Consider the following 15300-nt stretch of genomic DNA (forward strand, 5'->3'; position numbering starts at 1 on the left):
CTACACGCCGATAGCGGCAATCCGGGACACAATCAATAGCGAAGACAGGCAGGGCGGGATCCTGCCTTATCGGTTCCTTAAACGGAGCCGCATGAAGGTGGGGAGCATGAAAAGAAACATTTTGCCCGTATTGGCCCTGCTGTTCGGCACGCTCTTCCTGTTTACGGGAAACGGCCTGCATAGCCTGCTGCTGCCGGTGCGCGGCACGGCGGAAGGTTACGCGACGACGACGCTCGGCCTGCTCGGCACGACCTGGGCCACCGGCTTCGTGCTGGGCTGCCTGACGGCGCCGAAACTGGTCAGGCGCATCGGCCATGTCCGTGCCTTTTCGGGCTTCATTTCCGTCATCGCCATCATCGCGCTTTTGACCGGCATCGTCGTCGATGCGACCTGGTGGGTGGTGCTGCGCGCCGTCACCGGCTTCTGCACCGCCGGCACGTCGATGATCATCGAGAGCTGGCTCAACGAGCGCGCTACCAATGAGAGCCGCGGCGCGATCTTCTCGCTCTATATCGGCATCACCCTCATCGGTGCCGTCGCCGGCCAGATGATGGTGCCCTTCGCCGACATCCATACGCCCATTCTCTTCATGATGTGCGGCATTTGCTATTGCGTCGCCATGCTGCCGACCACGCTGTCGACCGCAGCCTCCCCGCAGCCTTTGAAAGCCGTCAGCCTCGATCTGAAGGCGCTCTACCGCAATTCGCCCGTTGCCTCCCTCGGTATCCTGCTTGTTGGCATCGCGAATGGCGCTTACGGCACGCTCGGCGCCGTCTTTGGCGCCAATGCCGGCCTGTCCGACCGTGATATCGCAATCATGATGAGCTCGACGATCTTTGCCGGCGCCGTCATGCAGTTTCCGGCTGGACGTCTTTCCGACCGCATTGACCGCCGCTACGTGCTGGCGGGCATGGCCGCCATCGCGGCTCTGGACGGCTTGCTGCTCTTCGTGTTGAAACCCGCCAGCCCCTATTTCCTGATCGGCATGGTCGTGGTCTACGGCGCGGTTGCCAACACGCTCTATCCGATCGCCGTCGCTCACGCCAACGACTTCGCCGCGCCCGAGGAATTCGTCAAGGTTTCCGGCGGCCTGCTGCTGCTCTATGGCATCGGCACCATCATCGGCCCGACGCTCGGCGGACCGGTCATGTCCGCCGTCGGCCCCTATTCCCTCTTCTTCGTGACAGCCGTCGCTCATGTGCTGATCACCGCCTATTCCATCTTCCGCAGCCGCCGTCGGGCGGCCAGGCCCGCGGGCGATCGCGACGCCTATACGACGATGCCGTCCGCCAATGCCCAGATGATAACGCCGGAGAGCATGTCGCTCGCGCGAAGCGAGACTTCAAAAAAGGATGATATAACTGTAAATTACGGCACCTGATCCTATTGCAGGGAAAGGAGGAGCCGAAATGAGCATATTCGACGACGACCGCCCGAAGCAGCCGTCCGCCCACGAGATCGGCAGCGATCTCTCGCTGCTGTCCGTGGATGAGCTTAAAAACCGCGTGGCGCTGCTGCAGGGCGAGATCGGCCGGCTGGAACAGGAAATCGCCGCCAAGACATCCGGCCGCAAGGCCGCAGAGGGCCTCTTTCGTTTCTGAGGCGGCTGGAAGCAGCACAAAAGCTGTGCGCCGGCGCCCAAGAACAAGGCATGCTCAACCGAATATTAAGCTTTACGACATATTACTATGGACATCCAGATTCGCTCTGGACTCAGACAGTTCCTCCACTTGGCGAATTGGTCTGATTTTTCTCCCTGTTTTACCTTGAGAGCCGCTTTTGCGGCTCTTCTTTTTTGGCCTGTATCACGCCCCTCGCCGAAACTGTGGAGATTAACCCTTTCTTAAGAATCACCTTGCGAATTTCAGTTAAAACCAGCATCCTAAAGTCATAAAAGCAGATGCCGAAAGCTCTTAGGGACTTAACCGGCTTTTCCTGAACAAAAGTGTTGCGTGAAGCAGGGATTTATTCGATGTCGGAACTTGGGTTGAACACGATCAGCTTTGCTGGCCATGCCGCATCGTCGGCACAGTTCAGGGCACTTTATTCTGAAGGCATGTCGCTGGTCGAGGAAACCGCCGGCTATCTCGACGGTCAGGGCCGCGCCGCTTCCAAGGTTCTGCCGCGCATGGCCTCGGTTCTCTATGCTGCCGAATCCATGCGGCTGACGACCCGCCTCATGCAGATGGCCTCCTGGCTGCTGCTGCAGCGCGCCGTCAACAACGGCGAAATGTCGCGCGACCAGGTGCTGGCCGAAAAGAACAAGGTTCGCCTCGACGGCTTCAACGTCGACCGCAGCGCTCCGGGCTGGAACGACCTTCCCGAATCCTTCCGCGACCTCGTCGAGCGTTCGCTGCGCCTGCAGAATCGCGTCGCCCTGCTCGACCGCGAAATCTACCGCCCTGTGGAAACCGCCATCGTTCCGGACAACCAGAACAGCGTCAAGGCACAGCTCACCCTGCTGCAGACCGCCTTCAGCGGCAACTGAGCCGCTCGAGACATCGCCAGTGAATTTGAACCGGTCGCGCTTGGCGCGGCCGGTTTTGTTTTTGGTGATAATACCAGGAAAATGTGCAGCAGCTTTCCGTCCGGAACTACGAACATAGAGAGATAGAGTGTTTTGGCGGTTCGAAGAAAAACGAAAACACTCCCACGTGAGCCGACGAGACAAAAACGCAAAAAAGCCCGGCAAGGCCGGGCTCTTTTCAAACGGCAGATCGCAAAGCGATTAGATGCCGAGACCGCCGAAGCGCTTGTTGAACTTCGAAACGCGGCCGGCGCGGTCAACCATCTGCTGGTTGCCACCCGTCCAAGCCGGATGGGACTTGGAATCGATTTCGAGGTTCATGACAGCGCCTTCAGAACCCCAGGTCGAGCGGGTTTCATATTCGGTGCCGTCGGTCATGACTACCTTGATGGTGTGATAGTCGGGATGAATGTTGGCCTTCATAACAATCTTCCTGTCATGCCAGGGTCCATTTGTCGCAAGCCATTGCGGCAACCGAACCGATTGAATAAATGAAGCCGCAGTCCGCTAAAGGCCACGGCTTCCAATTAAGATGGCGTGCCTATACATGAAGGCAGCAGCGATAACAAGGGGCGAAACGTCAAGTCCCTTGCTGATATGGGGATTGGAGACGACTTGTCAGAGACTGGCCAGGCAGAGGAAAAGAAAAACAGATCGATCCGTCCTCTCGGACGACTGACGCCATACCTCAGGCGATATCGAGGCATGGTGGCCGGAGCGCTCGTTTCGCTCGTGATTGCCGCCGTCACCTCTCTTGCCCTGCCGGTCGCCGTCCGGCGCATGATCGATCACGGCTTCGATCAGGTCGACCGAGGTCTGATCGACAGCTACTTCGTCGCGATCATGATCATGGCCCTGCTGCTCGCTGCGGCGAGCGCGCTGCGCTACTATTTCGTCATCTCCATCGGCGAGCGGATCGTCTCCGACATGCGCCGCGAGGTCTTCGATCACGTCACGCGTCTGTCGCCCTCCTTCTTCGATGTCAATCAGTCGGGCGAGATCGTCTCGCGGCTGACGGCCGACACGACTCAGATCAAGTCCGCGGTCGGCGCCACGGCTTCCGTCGCGCTGCGCAACCTCATTCTCTGTCTCGGCGCCGTGATCATGATGATCGTCACCAGCCCGAAGCTCTCGAGCATCGTCCTGATCGCCATCCCGATCATCGTGCTGCCGCTGGTCAGCTTCGGCCGTTCCGTGCGCAAGCGCTCGCGCGCCGCCCAGGATACCCTGGCGCAGGCGTCGGCCTATGCCAACGAAACCATCGCGGCCAACCGCACCATACAGGCCTATAATGGCGAGGCCGCCGCCTCTAAGCGCTACGGCGGCGCGGTCGAGGACGCCTATCAGGCGGCGCGCGCGGCGATCAAATCCCGCTCGCTGCTGACAGGCTTCGCCATTGCCATGGTCTTCGGCAGCATTGTCGCGGTTCTCTGGGTCGGCGCGCAGAACGTGCTTGCCGGCACGATGTCGGCCGGAACGCTCGGCCAATTCCTGCTCTATTCCGTCATCGCCGGCTCCTCGCTCGGCTCGCTGTCGGAAGTCTGGGGCGAGCTGTCACAGGCCGCGGGCGCGGCCGACCGCCTGGGCGAGCTGCTGGCCGAAGTATCGCCGATCGCGCCTCCGGCCAATCCCCTGCCCTTGCCGCAACCGCCGCAGGGCCGCGTCGAATTCTCCGACGTCCATTTCTTCTATCCGTCGCGGCCGGGCAGATCCGCGCTGCACGGGCTCTCCTTCTCGGTGAAGCCGGGCGAGACGGTTGCGATCGTCGGAGCATCGGGTGCGGGCAAGAGCACCATCTTTTCGTTGCTGCTGCGCTTTTACGATCCGCAGAAAGGCCGCGTCGCCGTAGACGGCGTCGATGCCCGCGACGTCCTGCCGGAGGCCTTGCGCGAGCGCATCGCCATCGTACCTCAGGACACCACGATCTTTGCCGCCTCCATCCATGACAACATCGCCTTCGGCCGCCCGGACGCCTCGCGCGACGACGTGCGCGCCGCCGCCATCGCCGCACAGGCGGACGAGTTCATCTCGCGCCTGGAGACGGGATACGACACCCAGGTCGGCGAACGGGGCGTCACGCTTTCCGGCGGCCAGCGGCAACGCATCGCCATCGCCCGCGCCATATTGAAGAATGCGCCGATCCTCCTGCTCGACGAGGCGACCTCCGCCCTCGATGCCGAGAGCGAAACCCTTGTTCAGAAAGCGCTGGAAGGCCTGATGGAGGGACGCACCACCCTCGTCATCGCCCATCGTCTCGCCACCGTGCTCAAGGCCGACCGCATTCTGGTGCTCGACCAGGGCCGCATCGTCGAGGAAGGCACGCACCAAAGCCTGATCCGTCACGGCGGCATTTACGCCAAGCTCGCACGCCTGCAGTTCGATGCCGGCATAGAAGAACACATGCTCATTGCAAAATAGCGATCGCCGGGTAAGTCGCGTCCAATACAACCTTGTGGCAATAGCTTTGGAATTGAGCTAGATTTTCGACGTTATCTCGCGCTGACGCGATTCTAGGAGACGAAAGCCATGTATAAATTTGAAGTCTACAAGGACAAGGCCGGCGAGTTTCGCTTCCGCTTCAAGGCCTCTAACGGCGAAACCATGTTCGGTTCCGAAGGCTACAAGGCGAAGGCCTCGGCCCTGCATGCCATCGAGTCCATCAAGGCTCATGTCGGCGGCGCCGTCATCGACGATCAGACCATCGCTACCGCCTAAGACTTTCGCGTCAAGCGTCTGCTGTAAAGCCATTCACGGCCGGCTGCCTCTCGGGCATGCCGGCCGTTTTGTCTTTGCGAAAAGAAATTTCGAAAAATCCGGCCGCCTCTGTCGAAATCATCCTCGTCCGCGGCTCATTGTATCGAAGCGGCAGGATGTCGTTTCGCGGGCAGCGTTTGCTCATTCTGGAATCAGGTCCACAATGATGCCGTCGTCCGGTTCGTAAGCCAACATAGAGAACGGGAGTAGCTCCATGCAGTACGCCTTGATTATCCGGGAAGCACCCGAGGATTTCAAACGCCGCGAAGACCCTGCCTACAAGAATGGCTGGGTCGCCTATACCCAGGCCCTTGTCCAGGCCGGCATCATGACCGGCGGCGCCGGGCTCACTCCGCCTGAGACGGCAACCGTCATCCGCCGCCGCGGTGAGGATCATGACGTGCAGGACGGCCCTTTCCCGGAGGGCAAGGAACAGCTCGGCGGCTTCTATCTCATCGACGTGCCGGATCTCGATGCGGCGCTGGAATGGGCCGTGCGGGTGCCGATCTCGCAGCAGGGTTCGGTCGAGGTCCGGCCGCGCCTGCAGATGTAGGCCTTCATGCTATCCGATGCTCAACGCGCCACCGAACGGGTGGCGCGCCAATCCTACGGCAAGCTGATCGCCTTTCTCGCCGCGCGCTCGCATGATGTGCCGGCAGCGGAGGATGCCTTGTCCGAAGCGATCGCGGCGGCGCTGCGCAGCTGGCCGGACCGTGGCGTTCCAGACAGCCCGGAAGCCTGGCTGCTGGTCGCCGCGCGGCGCAACCTGCTTCGCGGCGCCAGGCATGAGACTGTCAAAGCCGCGGGCCGGGCCGGAATAGCGATGGCGATGGAAGAGGCGGAGGAGCGTATGAATGCGGATCATCCAACCTTTCCGGACGAACGGCTGAAGCTCCTCTTCGCCTGCACCCACCCCGCCATCAACGCCTCGATACACGCGGCATTGATGCTTCAAACCGTGCTCGCCATCGATGCGGCCACCATAGCCAAGGCTTTCATCCTTTCACCGGAGGCCATGAGCCAGAGGCTCGTTCGCGCAAAGATCAAAATTCGCGATGCGCGCATTCCCTTCACCGTTCCGGAGCAGCCCCTGCTGCCGGACCGGCTGGCCGGGGTGCTTGCGGCGATCTATGCAGCCTACGGCCTCGGGTGGGAGGGGCTCGGAGACAACGAGAAGCAAGGCTCGCTGGCGGAAGAAGCCATCTGGCTTGGCCGCGCGTTGAACGCCACCCTGCCGCAGGAACCGGAAGCCATGGGTCTGCTGTCGCTCATGCTCTATAGCCAATCCCGCCACGGCGCACGCCGGAATGCGAACGGAGACTACATACCGCTTGATGAGCAGGATACTGCCCTGTGGAACGCTGCAATGATCGCCGAAGCTGATGATCTTCTACGGCAAGCAGGCGCTTTCGCTCGCTTCGGACCGTTTCAGTGCCTGGCCGCGATTCAGTCCGTACATGCGGAGCGGCGGCGCTTCGGCACGACCGACTGGCGAGCGCTTGCCAAGCTTTACGAGGCACTTCTGATGATGAAGCCGACGACGGGCGCGCGCATCAGTCACGCAGCCGTTGTCGCCAGGGTGCGGGGTGCCGCCGCCGGGCTGGAACTCCTGAACCGGATGGCCGAGCGGGATATCGTCAACTATCAGCCCTATTGGGCCGTTCGGGCGCATCTACTGTCCGAAGCCGGCGATGTGGAACATGCGATGAGCGCGTACCGCACGGCGATCGGATTGAGCAGCAGCGAGGCGGTGCGGCGATTTCTTCTGCAACGCCTCAAGTCCATTTCATCCAGGAATGGTTAAAGCGGTTCCGCGTTTCATGGATTCGCGGAACCGCTCTTTCTCTTTGTTTTTACGCGATTCCGGACGGAAAACCGCTGCGCAGTTTTCCTGGAATTGCTCCAAGCGACTATTTTTCCGTCAGTTTCAGCTCGATGCGACGGTTGGTGGCGCGCGCATCCGGCGTGTCGCCGGGTGCGATCGGCTGGAATTCGCCAAAGCCCGCCGCAACGAGCCTGTCGGCGGGAACGCCCTGCGCGATCAGGAACTTGACGACGGCGATGGCGCGGGCTGACGACAGTGCCCAGTTATCCGGATAGCGGCCGTTGCCCGAAAGCGGCACGTTGTCCGTATGGCCGTCGACGCGCAGGACCCAGTTGATTTCAGGCGGAATTTCCTTGGCGAGATCGATCAGCGCTGCCGCAAGCTTGGCCATCTCCGCCTGACCGGCAGGATTGAGATCCGCGGCACCGGACGGGAACAGGACTTCGGATTGGAAGACGAAACGGTCGCCGACGATCCGGATATTGTCGCGGTCGGAGAGGATTTCGCGCAGCCGGCCGAAGAAGTCGGAGCGATAACGGTTCAGTTCCTGAACACGCTGCGCCAGCGCCACGTTCAGCCGACGCCCGAGATCGGCGATCTTCACCTGCGATGACTGGTCCTTGGTCTCCGATGCCTGAAGAGCCGCTTCCACCGCCGCAATCTGGCTGCGCAGCGCGGCGATCTGCTGATTGAGCAGATCGACCTGGCTCAGAGCCCGCACGCTCACCTGCTTCTGCTCATCCAGTTCCTGCGAAAGCGTACCGGCTCGCTGCTCGGCAGCCTGGCTGTTGCCGGAACCCGTGGCAAGCAGCGCCTGCAGCCGCGAACGCTCGCTCTCGGCCGATGACAGCGATGCCTGCAGATTGGCGACGGCATCCTCGAGATCCTGCTTGCCGCTTTTCTCCAGCGCCAGTTGCTGCACCAGATCGTTGATGCGGCTGTTCAGGCGGGTAAGCACCTCGTCACGTCCGGAAATCTCGCGGCTGAGGATGAACTGGCCGACGACGAAGACCGTCAGCAGGAACATGATGGCCATCAGCAGCGTGGAGAGTGCATCGACGAAACCGGGCCAGTAGTCGACGCTTCTCTGGTGGCGTCGGTTGCGGGCGAGCGCCATGGCTTACTTGCTCCCGGTCTTCTCGGTGTGGCCAATGCGGTCGGCGAGGCGGTCGAGCGTGCGGCGCATCGATTTCGCCTCTTCCTGCTGCGCCTCGATCCAGTCACGCAGCATCTGCTGTTCGTTGCGCATGTTCTTGACCAGGCCCTGGATACCTTCGGCAAGGTTCGCCATGGCCGTTACCGAACGCTGGCCACCGCCTTCCTCGGCAATCTTGCGCAGATAGTCCGACAACGCCCGCACGTCCTCCGAGGACGCGCCGGCGGCACTTTCGATGACCGGGGCAAGATCGGAGCCGACATCGGTGACGGAAGACAGCCAGTTTTCAAGTTCGGTATAGAAGCGGTTCTGCGCGCGGCCGGCCTGCAGGTCGAGGAAGCCGAGGATCAGCGAGCCGGAAAGGCCGAGCAGCGACGACGAAAACGCCGTGCCCATGCCGACCAGCGGACCGGAAAGGCCGGATTTCAAGGCGCTCAGAATATCGCCGCTGTCGCCGGTGCCGGCATCGAGCCCCTGGATGACGTCGTTGATGGAGCCGATGGTCCCGATCAAACCCCAGAAGGTGCCGAGCAGGCCGAGAAAGACGAGCAGGCCGATGAGATAACGCGACGTATCGCGTGATTCGTCGAGGCGCGTGGCGATCGAGTCGAGGATGGAGCGCAGCGTCGTCGTCGACAGCTGCATGGCGCGGCGGTTGCCGAGCAGCGCCCGCATCGGCGCCAGGAGCCGTGGATTGCGACCGACCTTGTCGGCATTGCCGACCGCGCGGAAATGATTGAACCAGCGAACTTCCGGCCTCAGCATCAGCACATGATTGAAAACCAGCAGGATACCGACGGCCAGCACGCCCAGAATCAGGCCGTTCAGGCCGGGATTGTGCATGAAGGCGACCTGGGCTTGCCGAAACAGGATGGAAACGATGAAACCGACGATGATCAGGAAAAGGATCATCGTCCAGAAGAAGGCCATCGGGCTTGAGAGCTTGTAGGCGTAGCTGCCCGATACGTTGTCGGTCGATCCCAGATCCGACAGATTCACATTTTCCATTATACGCTCCGCCACCGCATTTTCCGCAGGCGGAGACTAGAGCAACATTGCGCCGAATTGAAGAGACGGAAAGCACAAAACAGCCCGTTGGCAACAGACTGTTTTATCGCTCGAAAAGCAGCCGAAGCTAAACCTATTTCGTCGGGACAGGCCGCTTGACCACTTCGGCAAGCGCCTTCTGGATGTGCTCGTTGCCGCAGATGATCGAATTCGTGCCGAGCATGTCGGTGCCGCCATGGAAATCCGAAACGAAACCGCCGGCTTCACGGACGAGCAGGATGCCGGCTGCGATGTCCCAGGGAGACAGGCCGGTTTCCCAGAAGCCGTCGAAGCGGCCGGCCGCCACATAGGCGATATCCAGCGATGCGGAGCCGAGGCGGCGAACGCCGGCGACTTCGCCCATGACATGGCGCAGCTCGACGAGGAACTTGCCATGATTGCCGCGCCCGAGATGCGGAACGCCGCAGCCGATGACGCTATCCGACAGCACGCGGCGCGCAGCAACGCGCAAGCGGCGGTCGTTGAGGAATGCGCCGCCGCCGCGTTCGGCCGTATAGAGTTCGTCTGTCGCCGGATTGAACGTAACGCCGGCGACGATTTCGCCGTTGCGCTCCAGGGCGATCGAGACGGCAAACAGCGGAATGCCGTGCAGGAAGTTGGTCGTGCCGTCCAGCGGATCGACGATCCAGCGATGCGCGCCGTCCGTGCCCGGCACCTCTTCGCCTTCCTCGCCGAGGAACCCGTAGGTCGGGCGTGCCTTCAACAGCTCGTCGCGGATGATCTTCTGCGCCTTCAAATCCGCCTGGCTGACGAAATCGCCCGGTCCCTTCACCGAAACCTGCAGGTTCTGCACTTCGCCGAAATCGCGGCTGAGTGATTTGCCTGCCTTGAGGGCAGCCTGAACCATGACATTGAGAAGAGCAGAACGGGCCATCGGGTTTCCTTGGATAATGCAGAAAGCGCTGATCGGGCCTGAAAGAAGGCCCCGACGGAGCGGGAGCGTCAGCGAAATAAAAGATTGGCGGCCTCAAGATCATAAAATCGGGAGAATTTCAAGTGGTGAGGCTATGGCACGCGCAAACTGACCTCACATCAGCCCCGATACGATCGAATTTGGCCCGCCGCTACTGCGCGCGACGGAACTTGTTGGCGGCGTCGATGGCCGCTTTCTGCTGATAGTCTTCGATGCCCTGATAGAAATCCTCGAGCTCGGGATCTTTCAGGCCGGCACGGCGGGAAATGACATACCATGTGGCCGCGGCCACCGGATCCTGCTTCGTGCCGATCGCATTGATATAAAGATGCGCCAGCTTGTTCTGCGCGACGACGTTGCCGCGATAGGCGGCAACGCGCATCCAGTTGAAGCCGTCTTCCAGGTCCTGCTTGCCGCCGGTGCCGTTGATCAGCCAGATGCCCATGTCGAGCTGCGCGGTATCGAAGCCGGCATTGGCGGCGCGCGACAACCATTCACGGGCGCGCGCCTTCTTCTCAGGCGGCAGATCGGGAAGATTGAGATAAAGCTGCGAGACGGCATATTGCGCATCTGCAATGCCCTGCTCGGCGGATTTCTCATAATAGGGAAGCGCCATCTGCAGGCCCTTCAGGCCCGGATTTTCCGCCGTCAGCATCTGGGCCACATTGAATTCGGCGGAAGGCTGCCCGGCATCGGCCGCTTTCCTCATCCATTCATCCGCCTTCTTCTTGTCGCGGGGAACATCGCGCCCTTCAATCAGCATCAGCGCATATTTGAACATCGAGGTCGGATCCCCGCCCTCGGCCGCCTTGCTATACCAGAAGGCCGCATCCTTGGGGTCGCGCTTGACGCCCAAGCCCTGCGACATCAGCTCCGCGATCAGCGTCTGTGCCGCCGGATCGCCGAGCTGCGCGCGTGGCAGCGCCTTCTGAAACGCCGTCAGGTAGTAGCCGCGCTGGAAGGCGCCATAGGCGTCGTCGACCTTGCCCGTAAACGGCTTTTCCGGCGGCAGATCCGGCAGATTGGCTCCCATGCGCTCGAAGACGCCAACGCCTTGCGATGGCTTGACGCCACCGTCGGCCTTCGGTTCGGCTCCCGGCTGGATGTTCTCGGTCTTGAAGCTGCCGGCATCGGCGCCCAGCGGCCGCGTCACGATACTGCTGTCGCGCGCCGGCGCGTCCGGCACGGTGGATTCGTCGTCGGGTTGCGCCTGCTCATCCGGCCGAGCGCCCTTTTCCGCCGGCGCCGCGACGCCCGGCAGCGACGTATCGCCATTGCTCGATTGCGCTGCGGCCAGCAACGGAAATGACGCAAGCCCGGCTGCAAGCACGGCAACAAAGGATCGATGGCGGAATCGAGGCATCAACGACATGAATCGCTATCAATCCTCAAACCGTGGCGCTTTTTCGTCGAGAAGCGCATTCACTTCGGCAACGATCGACGGGGCCGCTGCGGGATCGGCAAAAACCGCCGCGTGCAGCGCGACGAACTCGGCACCCGTCAAAGCCACATCCAGAGCCGATTTCGGATCGGTGCCGCCCATGACGACGCAGGGGATCTCGATCATCGAGGCCCACCATTCGCCGAGCGCCAGATTTTTCGGATGCGCCTCTGGCTTGATATCGCCATCCAGCTTGCCGAAAAAGATATAGTCCGGCCGCAGCTCGCCGATTTCCAGAGCGCTGTGCCTGTCGGCCGCGCTGCCGCCGCCGACGATCAGCTTCGGCACGAATTTTTCCACGGCCTCGGCAAGCTCCGGAAACTTGCCGGCAATATGCAACCCGTCGGCCTTGACGCGGCCCGCCACGCGGCTGTCGCCGGCAATCAGCGCCGCGGCACCCGCCGCCTGTACCACCGGCACAAGCTTCTCCGCATGTTTCTGGAACGTCCCGTCATCGAGACCATATTGAGGAATGATCACCGAGGCGACGTCCCCGCCCCTGAGAGCATCGGCCACCGCTTTCGTCTTCTGCTCGATATCGGCAATATCGGGAACGATGAGAACGAGGCGGCAACGATCTTCGGGCACGGTCATACGAGCTTCCATTGTTTCGGCTTCCATCGTCAGCGATGGCACACCGGTTCGATAGTCGTGAGTAAATCCGTTAGCTCTCTCTGACAAGAGGCAGCGTCCGAAACCGCCTGTCCGCACGAAAACGAATTGCTCCCGCAACCGCAGCAATCTGCGGGATCGCACAATATATCGTGCAGCGCACAATTAGCTTGCCGCCCTTTGGCGTTTGACGTAGCTTTCCGCCATGTCGACCATGGACCCCTTCGCAGCCATCGCGGATCCGAACCGGCGTCACCTGCTGGAGGAGTTGCGCCGCGCACCCAAAACGGTCAACGAACTGGCGCAGGGCCTGCCGATCAGCCGGCCGGCGGTTTCGCAGCATCTCAAGGCGCTGCTCGACAGCAATCTCGTATCCGTCACCAACGAAGGCACGAAACGCATATACGCGGTCAACAGCCGCGGTTTCGACAAGCTCAATTTATGGCTGGATCAGTTCTGGTCCTGAGCCTTCGCTTTGCCGACATTCTGGAAAAATTGCGAAATCGCTGAGATATCGGACGGGGAACGATGCCTCGAAAGTGGTTGGTCCGACTTACTCTGGTCCGAACGATGGGAGCCATGCCCGAACCGTCCTCTAGCGGGAAAATTGCGCCAGCCCCTACTTTCGACGCTATGAAGCCGGCGCATCCGTTTTAACGGAAATGCTCATCGATCCTGGCTGAAATTGCCTTGAGACCTTTCGATCTGCCTCTCTTGCCCCCAAGATCGATGGCTTTTTGAACTTTGAAGGCGTTACCTTAGTGAACTGAGGAACGCAGACGCTGGATTTCGTCCTTGACGCGCAGTTTCCTGCGTTTGATATCGGCTATTTCCGTATCATTGATAGAGGGAGATGACATTGCCATATGCAGCGCCTCCTCAAGCGCGACATGTTTCTTTTCGAGCGATTCAAGATGAGCTTGAACAGTCATATGACCCTTCCTTCCTCTGAAGAGCCTCAACCATCCATTCGCCGAGGCCCTAGGTGTCAACCCTCGCACTCTGCCATAACATCGAGCCTTTGTCGAAGGCGAAAACGTGTCCTATAGGCGGCAAATTCGTGATGAAGGATAACTTCCCGTTATCGTCATTTGATGATAGGAGCTTGCGAGATTCAGGAGGCGGGACGAATGCGATTCCGCAATATGCTGGGGAAAGAAACATGGCCGATCAGGAACAGGCGGAAATCAGGCTGATCGTGGCGCGTCTGCGTCAGGAACACGAGGATTATGACGCCGCAATCAATGCCATGATTCAGACGGGCTGCGATGCCCTTCGTATCCAGCGCATGAAGAAGAAGAAGCTCGTCATAAAGGACAAGCTGAGCAAGCTGGAAGACCAGATCATCCCCGACATCATAGCCTGAGGAGCAGAACGGAACGATGATGACCGAAAGACCGCCTGTCGCCATCATCATGGGAAGCCAGTCCGACTGGGAGACCATGAAGAATGCCGCGGACACTTTGGAAGCGCTTGAGATCACCTATGATGCGCGCATCATCTCCGCCCATCGCACACCCGACAGGCTGGTGAATTTTGCCAAGGGCGCAAGGGACGAGGGCTTCAAGGTCATCATCGCCGGCGCCGGCGGCGCGGCACATCTGCCGGGCATGGCCGCGTCCATGACGCCGTTGCCGGTCTTCGGCGTGCCGGTGCAATCCCGCGCGCTGTCCGGGCAGGATAGCCTCCTCTCCATCGTACAGATGCCGGCCGGCATTCCTGTGGGAACGCTGGCGATCGGCAAGGCCGGCGCCGTCAACGCCGCCCTCCTTGCCGCGGCCGTCCTGGCGCTCGGTGACGAGGAAATCGCCGACCGGCTCGACGAATGGCGCGCGCGCCAGAGCGCTGCCGTTGCCGAATATCCGATGGACGACCTATGAGCGCGAAGACGATCGGCATCATCGGCGGCGGCCAGCTCGGCCGCATGCTGGCCATGGCGGCTGCGCGCCTGAATTTCCGCGCCATCATCCTCGAACCGCAGGCGGACTGTCCGGCAGCCCAGGTCGCCAACGAACAGATCGCCGCCGCTTACGACGATGCGGCAGCCCTTGCCGAACTGGCGAAGCGCTGCGACGTCGTGACCTATGAATTCGAGAACGTCCCGGTTTCCGCCGCCGAGGAACTGGCCTCGCGGGTAGCGGTCTATCCGCCGCCGAAAGCGCTGGAAATGGCGCAGGACAGGCTGACCGAGAAGCAGTTCATCAATGGCTGCGGCATCCCGACGGCCCGCTTCCATGCCGTCGACAGCCAGGCCGACCTCGAAAAGGCTCTTGCCGATTTCGGCGGGCAAGGCGTGCTGAAGACCCGCCGCCTGGGTTACGACGGCAAGGGACAGCGCGTCTATCGCTCCGACGCCGATAGCCCCGAGGGCGGCTACGCGGCATTGGGCAACGTGCCGCTGATTCTCGAAAGCTTCGTATCCTTCGAGCGCGAGATTTCCATCATCGCCGCACGCGGGATCGACGGAACGGTTGCCTGCTACGACCCGGCCGAGAATGTTCATCGGAACGGCATTCTCCACACCTCCACGCTGCCATCGGGTATTTCGGAGCAGACGGCCGCCGCCGCTCGCGAAGCTGCGGAGAAGATATTGACGGCGCTCGGCTATGTCGGCGTCATCGGCATAGAGTTCTTCGTGCTTGCCGACGGCAGCCTGATTGCCAATGAAATGGCGCCGCGCGTCCACAATTCCGGTCACTGGACGGAAGCCGCCTGCGTCATCTCGCAATTCGAGCAGCATATCCGCGCCGTCGCCGGCCTGCCGCTCGGAAATCCCCGGCGGCATTCGGATTGTGTCATGACCAATCTGATCGGCGACGACATCCTGGCACTGCCGGAATGGCTGCGCCTTGACGGTACACTGGTCCATCTTTACGGCAAGACCGAAGCACGGCCGGGCCGCAAGATGGGGCATGTTACCACCCTTGCACATGGAGCTTGAGAGCTGACTGTAAAAACGCTCGCCTCGTTCCGAGAATTCTTAAGGACCGGAGTTTTAGGTACC

18 protein-coding genes are annotated in these 15300 nt (G+C 61.2%); 11 read left to right on the plus strand and 7 right to left on the minus strand.

Going from position 1 to position 15300, the window contains the following annotated elements:
• The first annotated feature begins 106 nt into the window (after positions 1-106).
• The 3 genes from ACQZ6J_RS05085 to rcdA all read left to right on the plus strand — a co-directional run bounded on the left by ACQZ6J_RS05085 (position 107) and on the right by rcdA (position 2488).
• Complete coding sequence (locus ACQZ6J_RS05085) at positions 107-1381, plus strand: MFS transporter (protein ID WP_163986647.1); 1275 nt, start codon at positions 107-109, stop codon at positions 1379-1381.
• A gap of 28 nt (positions 1382-1409) precedes the next feature.
• Positions 1410-1601: a DUF1192 domain-containing protein gene (locus tag ACQZ6J_RS05090; RefSeq protein WP_449082400.1), complete on the plus strand. Its 192-nt coding sequence runs from the start codon at positions 1410-1412 to the stop codon at positions 1599-1601.
• Positions 1602-1972: 371 nt separating this feature from the next.
• Entirely contained in the window at positions 1973-2488 is a 516-nt protein-coding gene (rcdA, locus tag ACQZ6J_RS05095) for a protease adaptor protein RcdA (protein WP_163986651.1), read from the plus strand.
• Between the two features lie 240 nt (positions 2489-2728).
• Here the strand turns inward: rcdA and rpmE are convergent, their stop codons facing one another.
• Complete coding sequence (gene rpmE, locus ACQZ6J_RS05100) at positions 2729-2950, minus strand: 50S ribosomal protein L31 (RefSeq protein WP_037196451.1); 222 nt, start codon at positions 2948-2950, stop codon at positions 2729-2731.
• Between the two features lie 174 nt (positions 2951-3124).
• On the opposite strand from rpmE, the gene ACQZ6J_RS05105 reads away from it, so the two are divergent.
• The 4 genes from ACQZ6J_RS05105 (at position 3125) to ACQZ6J_RS05120 (ending at position 7085) form a co-directional block, all read left to right on the plus strand.
• Entirely contained in the window at positions 3125-4945 is a 1821-nt protein-coding gene (locus ACQZ6J_RS05105; protein WP_449082780.1) for an ABC transporter transmembrane domain-containing protein, read from the plus strand.
• Positions 4946-5053: 108 nt separating this feature from the next.
• Positions 5054-5242 (plus strand): YegP family protein, encoded by a 189-nt coding sequence (locus ACQZ6J_RS05110; RefSeq protein WP_068400257.1) that lies wholly within the window; start codon positions 5054-5056, stop codon positions 5240-5242.
• Between the two features lie 253 nt (positions 5243-5495).
• Positions 5496-5834 carry a YciI family protein gene (locus ACQZ6J_RS05115; protein WP_163986654.1) on the plus strand — a complete coding sequence of 113 codons (339 nt, stop codon included), beginning with the start codon at positions 5496-5498 and terminating at the stop codon, positions 5832-5834.
• 6 nt (positions 5835-5840) lie between these two features.
• Positions 5841-7085 carry an RNA polymerase sigma factor gene (locus tag ACQZ6J_RS05120; RefSeq protein WP_449082403.1) on the plus strand — a complete coding sequence of 415 codons (1245 nt, stop codon included), beginning with the start codon at positions 5841-5843 and terminating at the stop codon, positions 7083-7085.
• Between the two features lie 106 nt (positions 7086-7191).
• Here the strand turns inward: ACQZ6J_RS05120 and ACQZ6J_RS05125 are convergent, their stop codons facing one another.
• From ACQZ6J_RS05125 to ACQZ6J_RS05145, 5 genes are all read right to left on the minus strand, one after another.
• Positions 7192-8223: a peptidoglycan -binding protein gene (locus tag ACQZ6J_RS05125; RefSeq protein WP_163986658.1), complete on the minus strand. Its 1032-nt coding sequence runs from the start codon at positions 8221-8223 to the stop codon at positions 7192-7194.
• A gap of 3 nt (positions 8224-8226) precedes the next feature.
• Positions 8227-9270: a flagellar motor protein MotA gene (locus tag ACQZ6J_RS05130; RefSeq protein ID WP_449082406.1), complete on the minus strand. Its 1044-nt coding sequence runs from the start codon at positions 9268-9270 to the stop codon at positions 8227-8229.
• A 133-nt stretch (positions 9271-9403) separates the two neighbouring features.
• On the minus strand, positions 9404-10204 hold the full coding sequence (locus ACQZ6J_RS05135) for an inositol monophosphatase family protein (RefSeq protein WP_163986661.1): 801 nt from the start codon (positions 10202-10204) through the stop codon (positions 9404-9406).
• 190 nt (positions 10205-10394) lie between these two features.
• Positions 10395-11615, minus strand: coding sequence for a tetratricopeptide repeat protein (locus ACQZ6J_RS05140; protein WP_163986663.1), 1221 nt, complete (start codon positions 11613-11615; stop codon positions 10395-10397).
• A gap of 9 nt (positions 11616-11624) precedes the next feature.
• Complete coding sequence (locus ACQZ6J_RS05145) at positions 11625-12278, minus strand: thiamine phosphate synthase (protein WP_449082408.1); 654 nt, start codon at positions 12276-12278, stop codon at positions 11625-11627.
• A 223-nt stretch (positions 12279-12501) separates the two neighbouring features.
• On the opposite strand from ACQZ6J_RS05145, the gene ACQZ6J_RS05150 reads away from it, so the two are divergent.
• Positions 12502-12762 carry an ArsR/SmtB family transcription factor gene (locus ACQZ6J_RS05150; protein WP_015341040.1) on the plus strand — a complete coding sequence of 87 codons (261 nt, stop codon included), beginning with the start codon at positions 12502-12504 and terminating at the stop codon, positions 12760-12762.
• Positions 12763-13054: 292 nt separating this feature from the next.
• Here the strand turns inward: ACQZ6J_RS05150 and ACQZ6J_RS05155 are convergent, their stop codons facing one another.
• Positions 13055-13228 (minus strand): YdcH family protein, encoded by a 174-nt coding sequence (locus ACQZ6J_RS05155; RefSeq protein ID WP_163986666.1) that lies wholly within the window; start codon positions 13226-13228, stop codon positions 13055-13057.
• 230 nt (positions 13229-13458) lie between these two features.
• On the opposite strand from ACQZ6J_RS05155, the gene ACQZ6J_RS05160 reads away from it, so the two are divergent.
• From ACQZ6J_RS05160 to ACQZ6J_RS05170, 3 genes are read left to right on the plus strand one after another with little or no spacing between them, the layout of a single operon-like run.
• A complete protein-coding gene (locus ACQZ6J_RS05160; RefSeq protein WP_112800742.1) occupies positions 13459-13662 on the plus strand; it encodes a YdcH family protein in 204 nt (67 codons plus the stop codon).
• 19 nt (positions 13663-13681) lie between these two features.
• A complete protein-coding gene (gene purE / locus ACQZ6J_RS05165) occupies positions 13682-14176 on the plus strand; it encodes a 5-(carboxyamino)imidazole ribonucleotide mutase (protein ID WP_106999120.1) in 495 nt (164 codons plus the stop codon).
• Positions 14173-15237 (plus strand): 5-(carboxyamino)imidazole ribonucleotide synthase, encoded by a 1065-nt coding sequence (locus tag ACQZ6J_RS05170; RefSeq protein ID WP_449082412.1) that lies wholly within the window; start codon positions 14173-14175, stop codon positions 15235-15237. The genes purE and ACQZ6J_RS05170 overlap by 4 nt, the downstream gene beginning before the upstream one ends.
• Positions 15238-15300: the final 63 nt, after the last annotated feature.

This window comes from Rhizobium sp. A37_96 (genome assembly GCF_053521765.1).

What these genes read in the sequence shown, in the direction of transcription:
- purE (WP_106999120.1), top strand. Translation starts at nt 13,682, where the DNA reads ATGACCGAAAGACCGCCTGTCGCCATCATCATGGGAAGCCAGTCCGAC.
- ACQZ6J_RS05090 (WP_449082400.1), top strand. Translation starts at nt 1,410, where the DNA reads ATGAGCATATTCGACGACGACCGCCCGAAGCAGCCGTCCGCCCACGAG.
- ACQZ6J_RS05145 (WP_449082408.1), bottom strand. Translation starts at nt 12,278, where the DNA reads ATGACCGTGCCCGAAGATCGTTGCCGCCTCGTTCTCATCGTTCCCGAT.
- ACQZ6J_RS05135 (WP_163986661.1), bottom strand. Translation starts at nt 10,204, where the DNA reads ATGGCCCGTTCTGCTCTTCTCAATGTCATGGTTCAGGCTGCCCTCAAG.
- ACQZ6J_RS05130 (WP_449082406.1), bottom strand. Translation starts at nt 9,270, where the DNA reads ATGGAAAATGTGAATCTGTCGGATCTGGGATCGACCGACAACGTATCG.
- ACQZ6J_RS05120 (WP_449082403.1), top strand. Translation starts at nt 5,841, where the DNA reads ATGCTATCCGATGCTCAACGCGCCACCGAACGGGTGGCGCGCCAATCC.
- ACQZ6J_RS05155 (WP_163986666.1), bottom strand. Translation starts at nt 13,228, where the DNA reads ATGACTGTTCAAGCTCATCTTGAATCGCTCGAAAAGAAACATGTCGCG.
- ACQZ6J_RS05105 (WP_449082780.1), top strand. Translation starts at nt 3,125, where the DNA reads ATGGGGATTGGAGACGACTTGTCAGAGACTGGCCAGGCAGAGGAAAAG.
- rpmE (WP_037196451.1), bottom strand. Translation starts at nt 2,950, where the DNA reads ATGAAGGCCAACATTCATCCCGACTATCACACCATCAAGGTAGTCATG.
- ACQZ6J_RS05160 (WP_112800742.1), top strand. Translation starts at nt 13,459, where the DNA reads ATGGCCGATCAGGAACAGGCGGAAATCAGGCTGATCGTGGCGCGTCTG.
- ACQZ6J_RS05110 (WP_068400257.1), top strand. Translation starts at nt 5,054, where the DNA reads ATGTATAAATTTGAAGTCTACAAGGACAAGGCCGGCGAGTTTCGCTTC.
- rcdA (WP_163986651.1), top strand. Translation starts at nt 1,973, where the DNA reads ATGTCGGAACTTGGGTTGAACACGATCAGCTTTGCTGGCCATGCCGCA.
- ACQZ6J_RS05150 (WP_015341040.1), top strand. Translation starts at nt 12,502, where the DNA reads ATGTCGACCATGGACCCCTTCGCAGCCATCGCGGATCCGAACCGGCGT.
- ACQZ6J_RS05125 (WP_163986658.1), bottom strand. Translation starts at nt 8,223, where the DNA reads ATGGCGCTCGCCCGCAACCGACGCCACCAGAGAAGCGTCGACTACTGG.
- ACQZ6J_RS05085 (WP_163986647.1), top strand. Translation starts at nt 107, where the DNA reads ATGAAAAGAAACATTTTGCCCGTATTGGCCCTGCTGTTCGGCACGCTC.
- ACQZ6J_RS05140 (WP_163986663.1), bottom strand. Translation starts at nt 11,615, where the DNA reads ATGTCGTTGATGCCTCGATTCCGCCATCGATCCTTTGTTGCCGTGCTT.
- ACQZ6J_RS05170 (WP_449082412.1), top strand. Translation starts at nt 14,173, where the DNA reads ATGAGCGCGAAGACGATCGGCATCATCGGCGGCGGCCAGCTCGGCCGC.
- ACQZ6J_RS05115 (WP_163986654.1), top strand. Translation starts at nt 5,496, where the DNA reads ATGCAGTACGCCTTGATTATCCGGGAAGCACCCGAGGATTTCAAACGC.